Source organism: Solwaraspora sp. WMMA2065 (assembly GCF_030345075.1).
Classification (GTDB): domain Bacteria; phylum Actinomycetota; class Actinomycetes; order Mycobacteriales; family Micromonosporaceae; genus Micromonospora_E.
In genome coordinates this window covers 3,894,838-3,911,378 of the sequence record NZ_CP128361.1, presented here as the reverse complement: position 1 = coordinate 3,911,378, position 16,541 = coordinate 3,894,838, and the positions used below count along the sequence as shown (strand labels likewise).

The 16,541-nt window shown below is 71.0% G+C and carries 16 protein-coding genes; 9 read left to right on the top strand and 7 right to left on the bottom strand.

What is annotated here, in order from left to right; translation table 11 throughout:
• Positions 1–11: 11 nt before the first annotated feature.
• Positions 12–1,247 (bottom strand): class I SAM-dependent methyltransferase, encoded by a 1,236-nt coding sequence (locus O7610_RS17760; RefSeq protein WP_281551838.1) that lies wholly within the window; start codon positions 1,245–1,247, stop codon positions 12–14.
• 216 nt (positions 1,248–1,463) lie between these two features.
• On the opposite strand from O7610_RS17760, the gene groES reads away from it, so the two are divergent.
• The 3 genes from groES to O7610_RS17745 all read left to right on the top strand — a co-directional run bounded on the left by groES (position 1,464) and on the right by O7610_RS17745 (position 5,330).
• Positions 1,464–1,772: a co-chaperone GroES gene (gene groES, locus O7610_RS17755; protein ID WP_502959034.1), complete on the top strand. Its 309-nt coding sequence runs from the start codon at positions 1,464–1,466 to the stop codon at positions 1,770–1,772.
• A 116-nt stretch (positions 1,773–1,888) separates the two neighbouring features.
• Complete coding sequence (gene groL / locus O7610_RS17750; RefSeq protein WP_281551837.1) at positions 1,889–3,532, top strand: chaperonin GroEL; 1,644 nt, start codon at positions 1,889–1,891, stop codon at positions 3,530–3,532.
• Between the two features lie 244 nt (positions 3,533–3,776).
• Positions 3,777–5,330, top strand: coding sequence for a molybdopterin-dependent oxidoreductase (locus O7610_RS17745; protein WP_281555724.1), 1,554 nt, complete (start codon positions 3,777–3,779; stop codon positions 5,328–5,330).
• A gap of 92 nt (positions 5,331–5,422) precedes the next feature.
• On the opposite strand, the gene O7610_RS17740 is transcribed toward O7610_RS17745, so the two are convergent.
• Complete coding sequence (locus tag O7610_RS17740) at positions 5,423–5,851, bottom strand: WhiB family transcriptional regulator (RefSeq protein WP_278173781.1); 429 nt, start codon at positions 5,849–5,851, stop codon at positions 5,423–5,425.
• Between the two features lie 280 nt (positions 5,852–6,131).
• On the opposite strand from O7610_RS17740, the gene O7610_RS17735 reads away from it, so the two are divergent.
• Positions 6,132–7,130: a response regulator transcription factor gene (locus tag O7610_RS17735; protein ID WP_289211374.1), complete on the top strand. Its 999-nt coding sequence runs from the start codon at positions 6,132–6,134 to the stop codon at positions 7,128–7,130.
• A gap of 6 nt (positions 7,131–7,136) precedes the next feature.
• Here the strand turns inward: O7610_RS17735 and O7610_RS17730 are convergent, their stop codons facing one another.
• On the bottom strand, positions 7,137–7,568 hold the full coding sequence (locus O7610_RS17730) for a DUF5319 domain-containing protein (protein ID WP_281551835.1): 432 nt from the start codon (positions 7,566–7,568) through the stop codon (positions 7,137–7,139).
• 330 nt (positions 7,569–7,898) lie between these two features.
• On the opposite strand from O7610_RS17730, the gene guaB reads away from it, so the two are divergent.
• From guaB to O7610_RS17715, 3 genes are all read left to right on the top strand, one after another.
• Positions 7,899–9,389, top strand: coding sequence for an IMP dehydrogenase (gene guaB, locus O7610_RS17725; RefSeq protein ID WP_281555723.1), 1,491 nt, complete (start codon positions 7,899–7,901; stop codon positions 9,387–9,389).
• A 72-nt stretch (positions 9,390–9,461) separates the two neighbouring features.
• Positions 9,462–10,580 carry a GuaB3 family IMP dehydrogenase-related protein gene (locus O7610_RS17720; protein ID WP_281551834.1) on the top strand — a complete coding sequence of 373 codons (1,119 nt, stop codon included), beginning with the start codon at positions 9,462–9,464 and terminating at the stop codon, positions 10,578–10,580.
• On the top strand, positions 10,577–12,055 hold the full coding sequence (locus O7610_RS17715) for a M1 family metallopeptidase (protein ID WP_502959033.1): 1,479 nt from the start codon (positions 10,577–10,579) through the stop codon (positions 12,053–12,055). Before O7610_RS17720 ends, O7610_RS17715 begins: the two co-directional genes overlap by 4 nt.
• 68 nt (positions 12,056–12,123) lie before the next feature.
• Here the strand turns inward: O7610_RS17715 and O7610_RS17710 are convergent, their stop codons facing one another.
• The 4 genes from O7610_RS17710 to O7610_RS17690 all read right to left on the bottom strand — a co-directional run bounded on the left by O7610_RS17710 (position 12,124) and on the right by O7610_RS17690 (position 15,004).
• Entirely contained in the window at positions 12,124–12,381 is a 258-nt protein-coding gene (locus tag O7610_RS17710) for a non-reducing end alpha-L-arabinofuranosidase family hydrolase (protein WP_502959032.1), read from the bottom strand.
• Between the two features lie 114 nt (positions 12,382–12,495).
• Entirely contained in the window at positions 12,496–12,882 is a 387-nt protein-coding gene (locus O7610_RS17700; protein WP_281551833.1) for a cellulose binding domain-containing protein, read from the bottom strand.
• 117 nt (positions 12,883–12,999) lie between these two features.
• Positions 13,000–13,998: a DUF5954 family protein gene (locus O7610_RS17695; protein ID WP_281551832.1), complete on the bottom strand. Its 999-nt coding sequence runs from the start codon at positions 13,996–13,998 to the stop codon at positions 13,000–13,002.
• Positions 13,999–14,086: 88 nt separating this feature from the next.
• On the bottom strand, positions 14,087–15,004 hold the full coding sequence (locus O7610_RS17690) for a sulfotransferase domain-containing protein (RefSeq protein ID WP_281555721.1): 918 nt from the start codon (positions 15,002–15,004) through the stop codon (positions 14,087–14,089).
• Positions 15,005–15,335: 331 nt separating this feature from the next.
• Between O7610_RS17690 and O7610_RS17685 the strand changes: the two genes are divergently transcribed.
• Positions 15,336–16,112: a hypothetical protein gene (locus O7610_RS17685; RefSeq protein WP_281567247.1), complete on the top strand. Its 777-nt coding sequence runs from the start codon at positions 15,336–15,338 to the stop codon at positions 16,110–16,112.
• Positions 16,109–16,516: a GntR family transcriptional regulator gene (locus O7610_RS17680; RefSeq protein ID WP_281551830.1), complete on the top strand. Its 408-nt coding sequence runs from the start codon at positions 16,109–16,111 to the stop codon at positions 16,514–16,516. Before O7610_RS17685 ends, O7610_RS17680 begins: the two co-directional genes overlap by 4 nt.
• Positions 16,517–16,541 lie beyond the last annotated feature (25 nt).

Genomic DNA, 16,541 nt, shown 5'->3' with positions numbered 1-16,541 from the left:
GGCTGGCGCGCTCACCGGCCCGGCGCCGGCACCGGGTGGGCGAGCAGCGCCGTCGGGGCGCCGGCCACCCGGGTCAGCACCAGACTCGCCGCCACGCCGGCCCCAGAGGCGGTACGCAGCCGCAGGTCGCGGCGCAACTGGGCGGGGTCGAGCGGGGATCCGCGTTTGAGGATCTCCAGCCGCGTGACACCGCGTTCGCGCAGCAGCGCCCGCAGCCGCTTCAGCGAGAACGGCAGCACGTCGGTGATCTCCAGACACCTGCCGTACGGCGTGTCGGTCGGCGTGTCGGCGTAGACGTAGGCGATCGACTCGTCGGCGAGAGTGCCGTCGACGGTCGCGGCGAACGCGGCGACCAGGTGCGAGCGGACCACCGCCCCGTCCGGGTCGTACAGGTAACGCCGGACCGGGCCGACGGTGACCGGCTCGCCGCCGTCGCCGGTCAGGTCGGTGGCCGGCTGGCCGGTCCGCAGCAGGGTGGCCCGGCGTGGGGTGTCGGCCAGCGGGCCGCACCAGAACGCCGCCTCGACCACCTCCCGGTCGACGCTGACCCACTCGGCCTCGGCTCCTGGCGGGATCAACCTGTGGTCGATGCCCGGTGCCACCTTGAGTACGGTCCGTGGCACTCGGGCGACCAGGGTCCGGACGAAGTCCCAGGACGGGGAGTAGTTGTCCGGGTCGAAGGTGCGCCGACCGGTGCCGGACCGGCGGGCCGGGTCGCAGAAGACCGCGTCGTAGCCGGTGAGGTCGACTCCGGTGGCGTCGGCGCAGACCACGTCGACCAGGTGGGCCAGCCCGGTCGCCTCGGCGTTGGCGGCGGCGATCGCGGCGGTGCCCGGGTCGGCCTCCACCGCGTACACCCGGATGCCGGCCCGGGCGGCGGCGAGGGTGTCCGCGCCGAGACCGCAGCCCAGGTCGGCGAGGTGGCGTACCCCGGCGGCGCGTAACCGGTCGGCGCGCCGGTCGGTTACCACCGACCGGGTGGCCTGCTCCAGGCCGGCGCGGGTGAAGAACATCCGGGCGGCGGCCGGGCCGAACTTGCCGACCGCGCGGGCGCGCAGCGCGGCCTGGGTGAGCGCGGCGGTCGCCAGCGGTGCCGGCACCCCGGCGGTACGCAGCGCGGTCGCCGCCGCGAGTGGATCCGTCCGGCCCGGTGCGGCCAGCACCTCGGCTGCGGTGACCAGCGCGGCCGCGCCTTCCGGGGCGCGCAGGGCGGCCAGTTCGTCCGGGTGCACCGCGACATTGTCCATGCTCGGCCATCGGGCTAGCACTCCGCACAGGCGACTGCTAATCTGCGGTTAGCACTCTCGGGTCGAGGGTGCCAGCCCGCCGGCTCCCGCCGGTGAGCGAAACGCCAGGCGGTCCGGCACCCGCGACGACGGATCCGCCCGGTGGACATGAGGCAGATTGACGCCGGTTACCCACGTGGCCGGCACCAAAACCAGATACCCCAGGAGGGTATGCCCGTGACTACCGCGACCAAGGTTGCGATCAAGCCGCTCGAGGACCGGATCCTGGTCCAGGCGAACGAGGCTGAGACCACCACGGCGTCGGGCATCGTGATCCCCGACACCGCCAAGGAGAAGCCGCAGGAGGGCACCGTCCTCGCTGTCGGCCCCGGCCGCGTCGACGACAAGGGCAACCGGATCCCGGTTGACGTCAACGTCGGCGACACGGTCATCTACTCGAAGTACGGCGGCACCGAGGTCAAGTACGCCGGCGAGGAGTACCTGGTGCTCTCCGCCCGCGACGTCCTCGCGGTCATCGAGAAGTGACCTACTGCCAGTGCTGAACGCCCCGAAGCCCCAGCCCGGGGCTTCGGGGCGTCGCCCGTCGGCCGGTGCCGGCAGCCGCCGGCCGGCCGACGGCTAGTGCCTGTGAAGGGAATGTCATGGCGAAGATCCTGAGTTTCTCGGACGACGCCCGGCACCTCTTGGAGCACGGCGTCAACACGCTCGCGGACACGGTCAAGGTCACCCTCGGCCCGCGCGGGCGCAACGTCGTGCTGGACAAGAAGTTCGGCGCTCCGACGATCACCAACGATGGCGTGACCATCGCCAAGGAGATCGAGCTCACCAACCCGTACGAGAACCTCGGTGCGCAGCTGGTCAAGGAGGTGGCGACGAAGACCAACGACGTCGCCGGCGACGGGACCACCACCGCCACCGTGCTCGCCCAGGCGATGGTCCGTGAAGGTCTGCGCAACGTCGCCGCCGGGGCCAACCCGGCCGGCCTCAAGCGCGGCATCGACGCGGCCGCACAGAAGGTCTCCGAATCGCTGCTGGCCAAGGCAGCGGAGGTGGCCGACAAGGGCTCGATCGCGCAGGTCGCGACGATCTCGGCCCAGGACGCCACGATCGGCGAGCTGATCGCCGAGGCGATGGAGCGGGTCGGCCGCGACGGCGTCATCACCGTCGAGGAAGGCTCCACCCTGGCCACCGAGCTGGAGGTCACCGAGGGCCTGCAGTTCGACAAGGGCTTCATCTCCCCGCACTTCGTCACCGACGCCGAAGCGCAGGAGGCGGTCCTCGAGGACGCGTACATCCTGATCACCACCCAGAAGATCTCCTCGATCGAGGAGCTGCTGCCGCTGCTGGAGAAGATCGTCCAGGACAGCAAGCCGCTGCTGATCGTCGCCGAGGATGTCGACGGGCAGGCGCTGTCCACCCTGGTGGTCAACGCCGTACGCAAGACCGTGAAGATCTGCGCGGTCAAGGCCCCCGGCTTCGGTGACCGGCGCAAGGCGATGCTGCAGGACATGGCGATCCTGACCGGCGCCGAGCTGATCGCCCCGGAGCTGGGCTACAAGCTCGACGCGGTCGGGCTGGAGTCGCTGGGCCGGGCCCGGCGGATCGTGGTCGACAAGGACACCACCACGGTGGTCGACGGTGCCGGCAACGACTCCGAGGTCGCCGACCGGGTCACCCAGATCCGCAAGGAGATCGACGCGTCCGACTCGGACTGGGACCGCGAGAAGCTCGCCGAGCGGCTGGCGAAGCTCTCCGGCGGCATCGCGGTGATCAAGGCCGGGGCCGCCACCGAGGTGGAGATGAAGGAGCGCAAGCACCGCATCGAGGACGCCATCGCCGCGACCAAGGCCGCGGTCGAGGAGGGCACCATCCCCGGTGGCGGCGCGGCGCTGAGCCAGATCGCCGCCGTGCTCGACGACGACCTCGGCTTCGACGGCGACGAGAAGGTCGGCGTGTCGGTGGTCCGCAAGGCGCTGCACGAGCCACTGCGGTGGATCGCCCAGAACGCCGGCTACGACGGATACGTCGTGGTCGGCAAGGTGCTCGAAGGCGACTGGGGCCACGGGCTCAACGCCGCCACCGGTGAGTACGTCGATCTCGCCCGGGCCGGCATCATCGACCCGGTGAAGGTGACCCGCAACGCGGTCAGCAACGCCGCGTCGATCGCCGGGCTGCTGCTCACCACCGAGAGTCTCGTGGTGGAGAAGCCGGAGAAGGCCGAGCCGGCCGCCGGCGGGCACGGACACGACCACGGACACGGCCACCAGCACGGCCCCGGTTTCTGACCGGGAGTTCCACCTGTTCCACCTGTTCCACCTGGATCCGCGTGATCAGTACGGCCGAGGGCGCACTCTGCCCGAGGTTTCTGATCACGCGGATTCTGCGTATCGTCGGCGGTACCTACGCGCCGTCGACCCCGTACGGTGCCGGACAGATGGGCTGGACGCGATGAGGCCGGAGCCGACGGTGCCGGACGCGACAGGGCCGGAGCCGACCGGGCCAGCTGCGCAGACCGAACCGCCGGGCCGCCTGCCCGGACCGCTCGCAGCGCTTGCCGGGGTGGCCGCTGCCGCGCTCGCCCTGGGCCTGGCCGAGCTGATCGCCGTAGCCACTGGCGCCCGCTCGGCACCGCTGGTCGCGGTCGGCGGGGTGGTCGTCGACACCGTCCCCGAGCCGCTGAAACAGTTTGCCATCGACGTGTTCGGCGTACACGACAAGACCGCGCTGCTGATCGGCACCGGCGTACTGCTCGCCGGGTTCGCGGCCGTGATCGGGGTGCTGGCCGCCGGCCGGCTCGCAGTCGGCTTCGTCGGCGTCGCGGTCTTCGGCGTGGTCGGCGCGGCGGCCGCGCTCACCCGGCCCGGTGCCGGGCCGGCCGCCGTCCTGCCGGCGGTGATCGGCGCGTCCGCCGCCGCGCTGCTGCTCTGGGCGCTGCTCGCCGGCCCGCTGCGGCCGGCTTCCGTCGCCTCGTCGGCCTCGTCGGATGAACCGGTACCGGTTCAGCCCGGTGCCGGCACCGCCGACCGGCGCCGTTTCCTGTCCAGCGTCGGCGTGTCGGTCGGTGCCGCCCTGGTCACCGGTGCCGGCGGTCGTTGGCTGGCACAACGCCGGGGGGTGGCCACCGCCCGGTCCGCGGTGTCGCTGCCCGCTCCGGTCGACGCCGCGCCGCCGCTGCCTTCGGGTGTGGACCCGGCGGCGCCGGGGCTGAGCCGGTACGTCACCACCAACCGTGACTTCTACCGGATCGACACCGCGTTGGTCGTGCCCCAGGTCGACCCGGACGAATGGCAGCTGCGGATCCACGGCCGGGTGACCAACCCGATCACCCTGAGCTACTCCGACCTGCTCGGGATGGAGCTGGTGGAGCGGTACGTCACGCTGGCCTGTGTCTCGAACGAGGTGGGCGGGACTCTCATCGGCAACGCCCGCTGGCTCGGCGTACCGGTGCGGGACCTGCTGGTCGAGGCGGGCCCGCTGCCCGGAGCCGACCAGGTCGTCGGCCGGTCCGTCGACGGTTGGACCTGCGGCACCCCGACCGAAGCGCTGCTGGACGGGCGGGACGCGCTGCTCGCGGTCGGAATGAACGGTCAACCACTGCCGGTCGAGCACGGTTTTCCGGTCCGCATGGTGGTGCCCGGCCTCTACGGGTACGTCTCCGCCTGCAAGTGGGTCACCGAGCTGGAGTTGACCAGCTTCGCCGACTTCGACGCGTACTGGGTGCCGCGCGGCTGGGCGGCGCAGGGCCCGATCAAGACCCAGTCCCGGATCGACACCCCCCGGGTCCGCGCCGAACTGTCCGCCGGCACCGTACCGGTGGCCGGGGTGGCGTGGGCCCCGCACCGGGGCATCAGCGGCGTCGAGGTACGGGTGGACGACGGCCCCTGGCAGCCGGCCGAGCTGGCCCCGGCGGTCTCCGCAGACACCTGGGTGCAGTGGGTCTGGCAGTGGCCGGCAACCTCGGGTGAGCACCTACTGCAGGTCCGGGCCACTGACGGGACCGGTGCCACCCAGCCCGAACTACGCCAGCCTGTCGCCCCGGACGGGGCGACAGGCTGGCACTCGGTCCGCGTAACAGTCCAGTAGGGACAATCGAACCGGCGGCCCGTGGCCGAGGTCGCGGCCGTGCTGGCCGCGACCGCGACCGCAGCCGCGCGGTAGGTGACAGTTCGCCGCGGTCAGGCGGCGGTGGCCGAGTCAGCCGGCTGCGGCCTGACGGCGGCCGACTCCGGCCGGCGCTGGGCCGGCACGGTCGACTTGTGCGGTCGGCCCAGCCGGGCCTCCAGCCGTTGCACATCGACCCGGCCGCCACGGCGGTCGGCAAGATCCTCCCAGCCGAGGGCGAGCAGCCGGAGCCGTTCCGACTCGCTGAAGCCGCCCCACACCCCGTACGGCTCGCGCACCGACAGGGCGTGCGCGGCGCACTCCGCGCGGACCGGGCAGGTCCGGCAGACCGCCTTGGCTCCAGACTCCCGGCGGTTGCGTGACGACCCCCGCTCACCGTCGGGGTGGAAGAACTGGGCGCTGTCCCGGCCACGGCAGGCACCGAGGATCTGCCACTCCCACAGGTCGACGATCGGTCCGGGCAGTCGGCGTACATCCGACATCTGCACCCCTCCTTCCGCGCGGCTCCCGCGGACACTTCGTGGTAGGACCGGGCGGCCGGCCGCGCAAGCGCTCCGGTCCTTCATGTCACCGGGGTACCCGGGAGTCCCACTGCTCAATCACCCGTGCCGGAACGTGTGGGAACACCCGGGTCGGAACCTGCGCGCGATAGCCGGTCGGCGACGTGGCCGCCGGTCCTGAACTTTCATCTTTTTTCGTGGCAAAGCACATGAGCGAGCGTGCCTCGCGTGATCTGCTGCTGGCGGGAGAGGGGAGTCACAAGTGCGCAAGGTGCTCGTGTGTGTACGAACGGTAATTGCAGCTCAGAACATCGCCGCCGCCGCCGCCCGGCTCGGCCTCTCCGCCGCAGTACGCACAGCAGTCTCTGAACCGGAGGTGATGCTGCGGCTCGCCGAACGGCCAGCCGAGATCGTACTCGCCGACACCGCCCTGGCCCGTCCGGACAGCGCAAGCTTCACCCGCCGGGTGCTGGCCCGTTCGCCGGGCAGCGTGATCGTGCTGTTCGGCGGGGAGGACCCGCAGGTGGCGTCGGCCGCGCTGGCTGCCGGCGCCCGCGGGCTGCTACGCGGCACCGACGACCTGGTCACCGCCGTGGCGAAGACCCTGCTGCTGCTCGCCGCGCCGGGCCGCCGTACACCGGCACTGCTGACCGAGCAGTCAGCAGCCGCACCGGCCCCGGCGGTGACCGCCGCCATCGGTGCCGCTGGCGCGGTGACCCACCACCCCGGGGCTGCCGCCGCTGGTACCGACTCCGCCGGACGATCGGTCACCGGCGCCGCCGCCGAACCGGCGGCGCCAGCCGCCGCCGGTGCGGACCCGGCCACCGGGCCGAACGTCGTGCCGAACCAGCGCGACGACGCGGCCGCGACGGCGTCGGCCGCCGACACCGCCGGCGCACCGATGCCCGTCCCGCACTCCGACGGCACGGTGACTCAGGACCAGGACCAGGACACGGACTCCGGCACCGCCCCGACGGATGGCGCTGTGTCGAACGGCGGCGGGCCGAACGGTGCCGGGCCGGACGGCACTCAGCCGTCAGACGGTCGAATCAGCGCACTACGCCGGATCGGGCTCACCGAACGCGAACTGCAGGTGCTGCGCGGGATGGCGGAAGGCAAGAGCAACGGCGAGATCGGCCGCGACCTGTTCGTCTCGGAGGACACCGTCAAGACCCACGCCCGGCGACTGTTCCGCAAGCTCGGCGCACGGGACAGGGCGCACGCGGTGGCCACCGGATTCCGTACCGGACTGGTCGCCTGACCGACCTTAACCCGGCCGGCCCTTGTCGTCGGCCGGTCGGTCCTGGTCGTCGTCCGCCTCGTCCCGCAGGGTGTCGTGCACGCCGTCGGCGTACCCCCGCGCGTACTCCCAGCTCACGTAGTGGTCCGGGTCGGGGTTGAAGGCCGGCTCGTGCACCCTCGGCCGGCCGGAGTCCAGCAGGTGCCGCAGATTGCCACGCAGCAGGTCCCAGTCGAAGTAGTGCGGCTCCCGGCAGTCCTCGCAGTCGATCACCAGCCCGCGGATCCCGACCGCGCCGAGCAGCGCCCGGTAGACCTCCAGGTCGGCGAGGTCCTCCAACACGTCCTGCCGTTCGGCCGGCGTCAACGAATCCGGCTCGCCGGCCTCGGTGGGATCCTCCAGCCCGGCTGCCGGATCGGCGGGGTCGCCGCTGAACGGATCGATCGGCTCTTCGTGCACCCCTCCACCGTAGTCCCACCCGTACCGGCTGCGTGGGCCCCACCCGGTCCGGCTGGCCGCGCAGGTGGCGCGTCCGGCCGGACCGACGGTGGGTACGATGAACCATCGCACCGCGAGACGGGGCGAGCCGGTCAACCGCCACCCACGCCGGGCCGCCTGCCGCCCCGGCGCCCGGGCATCAGCCGCCGCCGGCCTCAGGCGAACCGTCCGACCAGCTCAGGGGAAGAAGTCGTGGAATACTCGCCCACCCAGCAGCCCGTCGTCGACAGCACCGCCAACGGCGGTCACGTGCCCCCGGTCCCCGCCGCGTTCGGCGGCCACGTGCCGGAGATGCCCGCCGGGTCGGCCCGGGCGGTGCCGCTCGGGTTGACCTTCGACGACGTGCTGCTGCAGCCCGCCGAGTCGGACGTCATCCCGAGCCGGGTCAACACGGTGACCTCGATGACCCGCAACGTGCGACTGTCCGTACCGCTGCTGTCCAGCGCGATGGACACGGTGACCGAGGCGCGGATGGCGATCGCGATGGCCCGGCAGGGCGGCATCGGCGTGCTGCACCGCAACCTCTCCGCCGACGACCAGGCGATCCAGGTCGACCTGGTGAAACGCTCCGAGGCCGGCATGATCACCAACCCGGTGACCTGCGGCCCGGACGACACCCTGCGGCACGTCGACACACTGTGCGGCCGGTACCGCATCTCCGGCGTCCCGGTCGTCGACGAGCAGGGCGCCCTGGTCGGCATCATCACTAACCGCGACATGCGGTTCGAGACCGACCAGAACCGCCCGGTACGCGACCTGATGACCTCGATGCCGCTGGTCACCGCCCCGGTCGGGGTGGCCAAGGCGGATGCGCTGGCCCTGCTGCGCCAGCACAAGGTGGAGAAGCTGCCCCTGGTCGACGACGCCGGCCGGCTGCGCGGGCTGATCACCGTGAAGGACTTCACCAAGAGCGAGCAGTACCCGGACGCGACCAAGGACGACGCCGGCCGGCTACGGGTGGCCGCCGCGATCGGCGTCGGCGACGACTCGTACAAGCGGGCCCGGACCCTGGTCGACGCGGGCGTCGACGTACTGATCGTCGACACCGCCCACGGCCACCAGCGCGGGGTGCTGGACATGGTGCGCGCCCTGAAACGGGACACCGAGGTCGACGTGGTCGGCGGCAACGTCGCCACCTACGCCGGTGCCCGCGCGTTGGTCGAGGCCGGCGCGGACGGGGTCAAGGTCGGGGTCGGTCCGGGTGCGATCTGCACCACCCGGGTGGTTGCCGGGGTCGGCGTACCGCAGATCACCGCGATCATGGAGGCGGTCCGGGCCTGCCACCCGGCCGGCGTTCCCGTGATCGCCGACGGCGGCATCCAGTACTCGGGCGACATCGCCAAGGCGTTGGTCGCGGGTGCGCACACGGTGATGCTGGGCAGCCTGCTCGCCGGTTGCGAGGAGAGCCCCGGTGAGCTGCTGTTCATCAACGGCAAGCAGTTCAAGTCGTACCGGGGAATGGGGTCGCTGGGCGCGATGCAGTCCCGTGGCCAGGCCCGCTCCTACTCCAAGGACCGCTACTTCCAGCATGACGTGCTCAGCGACGAGAAGCTGGTCCCGGAGGGTGTCGAGGGCCAGGTGCCGTACCGTGGACCGCTGGCCACCGTCGTGCACCAGCTGATCGGCGGGGTCCGGCTGGCAATGGGGTACGTCGGCGCCGAAGGCATCGACGACCTGCACCAGCGCGGCCAACTGATCAGGATCACCGCCGCCGGTCTGAAGGAAAGCCACCCGCACGACATCCAGATGACCGTCGAGGCCCCCAACTACCACACCCGCTGACCTACGCCGTCGACCTGCCCGCGCGGTGGCCGAGCCGCCGGGCGGTCGACCTGTTCATGACGGAGATATGCCATGCGTGACGTGGTCGAGATCGGGCTGGGCAAGACCGCGCAGCGCGGCTACCACCTGGACGACATCGCCATCGTGCCGAGCCGGCGGACCCGGGACGTCGACGACGTCTCCACCGCGTGGCAGCTCGACGCGTACCAGTTCAAGATCCCATGCGTGGCGCACCCGTCGGACGCCACGATGAGCCCGGCAAGCGCCGCCAAGTTGAGCGAGCTCGGCGGGCTCGGTGTACTCAACGTCGAAGGGCTGTGGACCCGCTACGAGGACCCGAGCAAGGTGCTCGGCGAGTTGGCCGCGCTGGACGACGACGACCCGGCGACCCAGCGGCTGCAGGAGGCGTACGCCGAACCGATCCGCCCCGAGCTGATCGCCGAACGGGTCCGGCAGATGCGGGCCGGCGGCGGTACGGTCGCCGCCCGGGTGTCACCGCAGCACACCCTGGCGCTGGCCCCGGTGGTGCTGGACGCCGGCGTGGACATCCTGGTGATCCAGGGCACGCTGGTGTCTGCGGAGCATGTCTCCACCACCGACGAGCCGCTGAACCTCAAGGAGTTCATCGCCGACCTGGATTTGCCGGTGGTGGTCGGCGGCTGCACCGACTACAAGACGGCGCTGCACCTGATGCGTACCGGTGCGGCCGGGGTGATCGTCGGGATCGGCGCGGACGAGTGGTCGACCACCGACTCAGTGCTCGGCATCCGGGTGCCGATGGCCACGGCGATCGCCGACGCGGCAGCCGCCCGCCGCGACTACCTGGACGAGACCGGTGGCCGGTACGTGCACCTGATCGCCGACGGAGACCTGCAGACCTCCGGTGACATCGCCAAGGCGCTGGGCTGCGGTGCCGACGCGGTGATGCTCGGGGAGCCGCTGTCGCTGTGTGCCGAGGCCCCGGCGGCCGGGGCGTGGTGGCATTCGGTGGCCAGCCACCCGAAGCTGCCGCGCGGCGCGCTCGGGGTGGCCGACGAGCCGCTGGGCACGATGGAGCAGATCCTGTTCGGCCCGGCCGACTCCCCGGACGGCCAGCAGAACCTGTTCGGCGGGCTGCGCCGGGCGATGGCCAAGTGCGGCTACCGCGACCTGAAGGAGTTCCAGCGGGTCGGTCTGGTCCTCGACCGGTGACCATCCGCCGTCCGTCGTTCGCGCCGGGCCGCCGTCGGTGGTCCGGGCCACGGCGGCGTCCGGCGGGTGTCGCCGCGCTGCTGACGGTGGTGCTGGCCGCCGGCATTGCCGGCTGCGGCGTCCTGCCGGAGCTAATCGACCGAAACGACGACAGCCCGGCGGGTGGTTTCCAACCCGGTGCGGCCGGCATCGGCGACCCCTACTTCCCGACGTACGGCAACGGCGGCTACGACGTGGCCGGCTACCAGTTGGCGTTGCGCTACGACCCGGACGGCGAGCGGCTCGACGGCACCGCCACGATCACCGCCACCGCCACCGCGGACCTGTCCCGGTTCAACCTCGACTTGGCCGGGCTGGTCGTCGACGAGGTCATCGTCGACGACACCCCGGCCGAACACAGCCGCGACGGCAACGAACTGGTCGTGACCCCGACCACCGGCCTGACCGACGGTACGCAGTTCACCGTGGTCGTCGACTATGGTGGCCGGCCCGAGCCGCTGACCAGCCCGGACCTCGGCGTGGGCGGCTTTCACGTGACCGACGACGGGGCGATCGCGCTCGGCCAACCCGAGTCGGCCAGCACCTGGTTCCCGGTCAACGACCACCCGCTGGACAAGGCAACCTTCGACATCGAGATCACCGTCCCGGACGGGCTGGCTGCGCTGAGCGTCGGCGTACCGGGGCCGACCCGCAGCGACGACGGCTGGACCACCTGGACCTGGTCGGAGTCCACCCCAGTGGCCAGTTATCTGACCACTGTGGTGATCGGCGACTACCGGGTGGAGCGTGGCACCCATGCCGGCCGGCCGATGGTGACCGCCGTCTCCGCCGACCTGCCGGAAGGCGGCCCGGCCGAGCAGGCGATGGCCCGCACCGGCGAGATCGCCGACTATCTGGAGACGGTGTTCGGCCCGTACCCGGTCGACGCGTACGGCGGCGTGGTGGTGAACGACGACCGGATCCGCTACGCCCTGGAGACCCAGTCCCGGCCGGTGTACGGCGACGTGTTCTTCGACTCCGGACCGGTCACCTGGGTGGTCGCCCACGAGCTGGCCCACCAGTGGTTCGGCAACAGCGTGTCGATCCGGCACTGGCGGGACATGTGGCTCAACGAGGGTTTCGCGACGTACGCGGAATGGCTGTGGTCCGAGCACGACGGTGCGGCCACCGTCGACGAGATGTTCGACCGCGAGTACGACCGGATCGACTGGGCGAGTCCGGCCGGTGACCCCGGCCCGGCGGGGATCTTCAGCCAGTCGGTGTACAAGCGGGGCGGGCTGACCGTGCACGCGTTGCGGTTGACCATCGGCGACGACGCGTTTTTCCGCCTGCTCCGCACCTGGACGGCCGAGCGACGCAACGGCAACGCCAGCACCGAGGAGTTCGTCACGGTCGCCGAGCGGGTCTCCGGGCAGCCGCTGCGGGAATTCTTCGATGCCTGGCTGTTCGGCGACACCGCCCCGGCCAAGCCCTGACTGGTAGTGCGTGGCGGGCCCGGCGTGGATGCCGTGCCCGCCTTGTCATGGTGTGGTGTGGGCTTCGGTCACCGTTGGAGGGTGAGGACGCCGGGGCGGTAGGGCAGGAGGCCGTAGTCGCCGCCGGAGTTGGGGGAGCGTCCCTGGTAGAGCATTTGGAGGTTGCAGGGGTCGATGGTCATGGTCTGGTCGGGGTTGGTGCGGATGAGTTCGCCGTGGCTGATGTCGTTGGTCCAGGTGGCGCCGCTGTTGGCTTTGCCGGCGAAGGGGTTGTTCTCGCTGGTGGCGTTCGGGGTCCAGGTGCCGCCGAGGTTGGTGCCTCGCACGCCACTACCACCGGGCCAACAAACTCTCTGGTCGGGCTCGTACTTCGCCGGCTCCGTCGGCGGCGCGCCACCGAGCATCGTGAAGCAGCACATCGAGCAGCAGAACCGGCCAGGTTAGAGCACTGCTCGGGCCCTGGCGGCCCCCCAGCGCGGGCCTTCACCCCCGGTCTGAAGGCCGGAGCACTGGCCCGCGTTCCGGTAGCTGACGTTGCTGGCGCTCACCGCCGAGTCGCTCTGGGTCAGTGACGTGTTCCAGGCCTGCATCACCGTCTGCCCGGCGCCGAACGACCACGTCAGCGTCCAACTGGTCAGTGGATCACCGAGGTTGGTGATGGTCACGCGGGCGCCGAACCCGCCTGGCCACTGGGACGACACCGCGTAGTTGACCGAGCAGCCCGCCGCGGCGGCACCGGCCGGTGCCGCCACGGCGAGCGCGGCCGACGCCAGCAACGCGGCCCCGGCCGACGCCAGGCCGGCTCTGGTTGTTCTCGATTTGATCATTTAGCACTCTCCCAGCAGGACGGTGATCTGGCACTCTGTGCGCAGGTCAGTGTTAGGTGAGCGTTAACATCCGTGCCGGGTACGTTACGGGAGCGTTCCCACTACATCAACCCATGTCTATGCTGGGACGTCGGGTTCCTGCATGAGGCGCGCCGGGGGCAGGTGCGAGTCGGGGTCCGACGGACGGGGGCCCTCCGGGCCGTCCGGGCCGACCCGGACGAATGTCTCCACCCGGGTCACCCGGCACCGGACGCCCTTCAACTCGAAGTCGTCGGTGCGCGGCGGCCGGTGCGCCGCGCGGGCCCGCTCGTACGCGGCCATGAACTCCTCCACCGGGGTGTCGTCGTCCAGCTTGACCCCGACGTCGGAAATTGAGAACGACTCCGCGTCCCGAGCGTCCTGCGGCGTAGCGTAGGTGGTGGACGACCGCGGCCGCCATCTGCCAGCGACGCACTCTCCGACGGTGAAGCCGACCGGGAGCAACACCACGTTCGGATGCGTGGTCACCGCCAGCCGGGAATCGGCGTGCACGTCCCCTGGGACAGCTCTCGGATGGTAGGAGGCGGAGACCATCTCCATCCGGACGAGTCCGTTGGTCAGTCCGGTGCCGGCGGCCGGGTCAATGACGAATCCGTCCAACTGCGACGTGTTCCGCATCGTCTGGCCCGGCGGGTACGGGTCCGGGTCGGTCGGCCGGGGTGGCTCCGGCCCGTCCGCGCCCATCCGGATGAACGGCTGGGCTCGGATGATCCGGTAGCGGGAACCGTTGACGGTCAGTTCGTCGACCGCCTCCCAGTCCAGCAGCTCGTACACCGCTTCGTACTCTGCCCGCTCGGCGGCGTGCTCGGGGGTCTGCGGTGTCTCACTGTGCAGCCGCCGGAAGTGGGACGCGAGGCTGTCACGGGCATCCTGCGGGCTGTCGGCGTTCAGCCGTAAAATTCGCCACCGACCGTTCACCTCCTGGGCGGAGCCGTAGATCGGGGCACCCCACATGATCTTCGGATAGGCGGCCGCACGGTTGCGGGCGTCGTCCTCGGAAACCGCCGATACCGGGTCGTCCCGATGCTCGATCCTGATCAACAGGTGCTCAGGCACCTGGTTGGCGTCATAGACCATGTACGCATTGTGATGGCTCAATCGCTGGACCGCAGCCCCGCCCCGCCGGGATCGGCCCGCACCACGGTCGATCCGTATCGGTGTGGCCCTACTGGCCGTTCGGGTCCAGGCTCTGCTGACCATTCGGGTCCAGGGCAGCACGCGCCTCGTCTCGGCTGGGGTACCCGCAGAGCTCGACGAGATTGCCGGTCGTCGCGACGAATGCCTCGTAGATGTCGTCGTCGAAATGGTTGAGCCAGTCGCCGGCCTTGCCCTTGCGGTAGTGCGCCGTCGGCCCGGTTTCCAGGCGATTCTTGCGCATCCGGGAGAACCCGTGCCGGTCGAGCAGCGCCGCCAACTCGGCCGGAGGCAGGGCAATCCCACAGTGCCGCATCAACTCTTCCACCTCGTCCGCCTGTCGCTCACCGGTCAGATCCTCGTACCGGAAGAGGCGGAACGTCTCGGCGCTGGGTGCGACCACCCACGACCGCAGCGCGGAGAAGAGGTTCTTCTCCGCGAGGTGGTTGATGATGTAGAGGAGGCCTTCCTTGCGCGGCTTCTCTTTGAGGATCTTCCGATGGTGCAGGACGTCACCCATCGGGGTGTGCGAGTTCCGCAGCGAGAAGTAACTGGAGACGACGATGTCGCGCGGGTCCCGCATCACGAAGAAGGCCCGGTACTTCTCCGGCTTGGGGATCGCTTCGAAGCGTTTGTAGCCGACGAAGAGCGACGATGCGACCCGGCCGGGCGGAATGGCGTCAGGGTAACGCCGCCGGTGGACCCGCTGATCGAAGGGCAGCAGGCCGGAGTACTGATACACGACCGGGTCGCTGAGGATGGCCTTCACCCACTGGCTGCCCGTCTTGCGGACCGTGCAGTGGTAGATGTTGTCGTATTCGCAGCGGGCGACCACCGGGATCGTCAGCCGGCTTCTCGCGATCCGCGTCTCGAGCATCGTCCACCGCACCGCTACCCGCAGGTTGCTGGGCGTGTGGTGCTTGGCGAAGGTGAAGGTCTGTTTGATCAGTGTTCTAGCCCTGTCTCTGCCCGCAGCCTGTTCCTGCCCGCAGCGGATCTCTGCCCGAAGTGGACGACGCACGTCAGCGGATGATGCGCATCTCGGCCTGAGATGATAGTACGCACCTCAGTCTGAGATGATGATGGACGTGGACCGTTCGGTCAACCTCCGAGCCGCCCGTGAGACTCCCCTTGCTGAGCGTGCCGACCCAGGAGTAGGCGGCGGAGGTCGATGCCGAACCGGGTGCGCGGCTCGGCTCGTTTGTAGCAAGTAGTTGACACAAATGGGCGCCTTGGTTCACTCTGCTTGTACTGCATGCTTGACACAAGCGGGGAAACTCATGACCAGGTCGATCGCCCGGCGCACCGCCGCGCTGCGCTGGGCCGGAGTGGCGGTCGGGGCTGTCGTCGGCGTGATCGCCGCGCGATCGGGGGACCTCGGCGTGGGGCTGCTAGTGGCGGCACCCCTGCTTGGGCTCTGCACGCTCGTCGGCGTACTCGCCGGGGAGCTCACGGTACGGCCACCACGTGGGCCGACCCGGACCGCCGCCGTCGAGGTCCGCCGGATCCGCGACTACCTGCCGCGCCGCCTCGGCGGGGTGGTGGGGGTGGCCGGCGGGGTGCTCCTCATCCTGCTCGCCGCGACGACGACGGCCGGTGACCCCGACGACATGGGTCGCCCGGGACGGGCGCTCATCCGGCATTGCGCGGCCGGCCTGTACGAGAGCCGCGGCCCGTGGCCGGGCTCTTTCTACACCGGCGGGCTGGCGGTCGTCGTGCTGGTCGGTCTACTGATGGCGTGCCTCGCCCTGCGCGCCATCGTCCGGCGACCGCGGTCCGGGAGTACCGGCGATGCGGCAGTCGACGACGTGCTGCGCAGACGCGCGGCCCACGTCGTCACCGGCGCGGTCGGCATCCTCGTCGCCATCCCGCTCGCCGGGGTCAGCCTGACGGCGGCCAACGGCCTGCTCGGCACGTCCTGCGCGCCTACCTGGTGGACCGTCACAGGCTGGGTGCTGCTCGCGCTGGCACCGGCAGCGCTCGCGATGGGGGCCTGGTGTGCGGCTGCAGTCCTGCTGCCCACGGACCGGGCCGATTCACCGGTGCGGACGCGATGACCGATCGTCTTGCGTTGACGGTGGTCACCGGTGATCCCACGCCGCCCTACGAACAACTACGCCGTCAGTTGGTCGAACTGATCCGGTACCGCGCGCTGGCCCCCGGCGACCGCCTCCCGCCCGTCCGCCAGCTCGCCGCCGACCTGGGGTTGGCCGCCGGTACGGTGGCCCGTACGTACCGCGAGCTCGAGGCGGCCGGGTTGGTGACCTCCCGGCGTGGCGGCGGCACCCGGGTCGCAGCCGCGCAGCCCGCCGGGCCCGGTCCGGATGAGATGCTGCGTCACCACGCTGCCGCGTTCGTCCGCGAGACGCGTCAACTCGGCGTGGACGACAGCCAGATCAGCTCGGCGGTCGCCCGAGCGCTGGAGGCTTCGACGCAGGACCCCGACGCGCAGGTCCGGTAGTCTGCCGTCCAGGAGTTGGGCCGGC

Excerpts from the sequence above, each read along its gene's own strand:
- O7610_RS17700 (WP_281551833.1), bottom strand. The coding sequence starts at position 12,882 with ATGATCAAATCGAGAACAACCAGAGCCGGCCTGGCGTCGGCCGGGGCC.
- O7610_RS17695 (WP_281551832.1), bottom strand. The coding sequence starts at position 13,998 with ATGGTCTATGACGCCAACCAGGTGCCTGAGCACCTGTTGATCAGGATC.
- O7610_RS17685 (WP_281567247.1), top strand. The coding sequence starts at position 15,336 with ATGACCAGGTCGATCGCCCGGCGCACCGCCGCGCTGCGCTGGGCCGGA.
- guaB (WP_281555723.1), top strand. The coding sequence starts at position 7,899 with ATGCCCGCCGGGTCGGCCCGGGCGGTGCCGCTCGGGTTGACCTTCGAC.
- groL (WP_281551837.1), top strand. The coding sequence starts at position 1,889 with ATGGCGAAGATCCTGAGTTTCTCGGACGACGCCCGGCACCTCTTGGAG.
- O7610_RS17720 (WP_281551834.1), top strand. The coding sequence starts at position 9,462 with ATGCGTGACGTGGTCGAGATCGGGCTGGGCAAGACCGCGCAGCGCGGC.
- O7610_RS17680 (WP_281551830.1), top strand. The coding sequence starts at position 16,109 with ATGACCGATCGTCTTGCGTTGACGGTGGTCACCGGTGATCCCACGCCG.
- O7610_RS17760 (WP_281551838.1), bottom strand. The coding sequence starts at position 1,247 with ATGGACAATGTCGCGGTGCACCCGGACGAACTGGCCGCCCTGCGCGCC.
- O7610_RS17740 (WP_278173781.1), bottom strand. The coding sequence starts at position 5,851 with ATGTCGGATGTACGCCGACTGCCCGGACCGATCGTCGACCTGTGGGAG.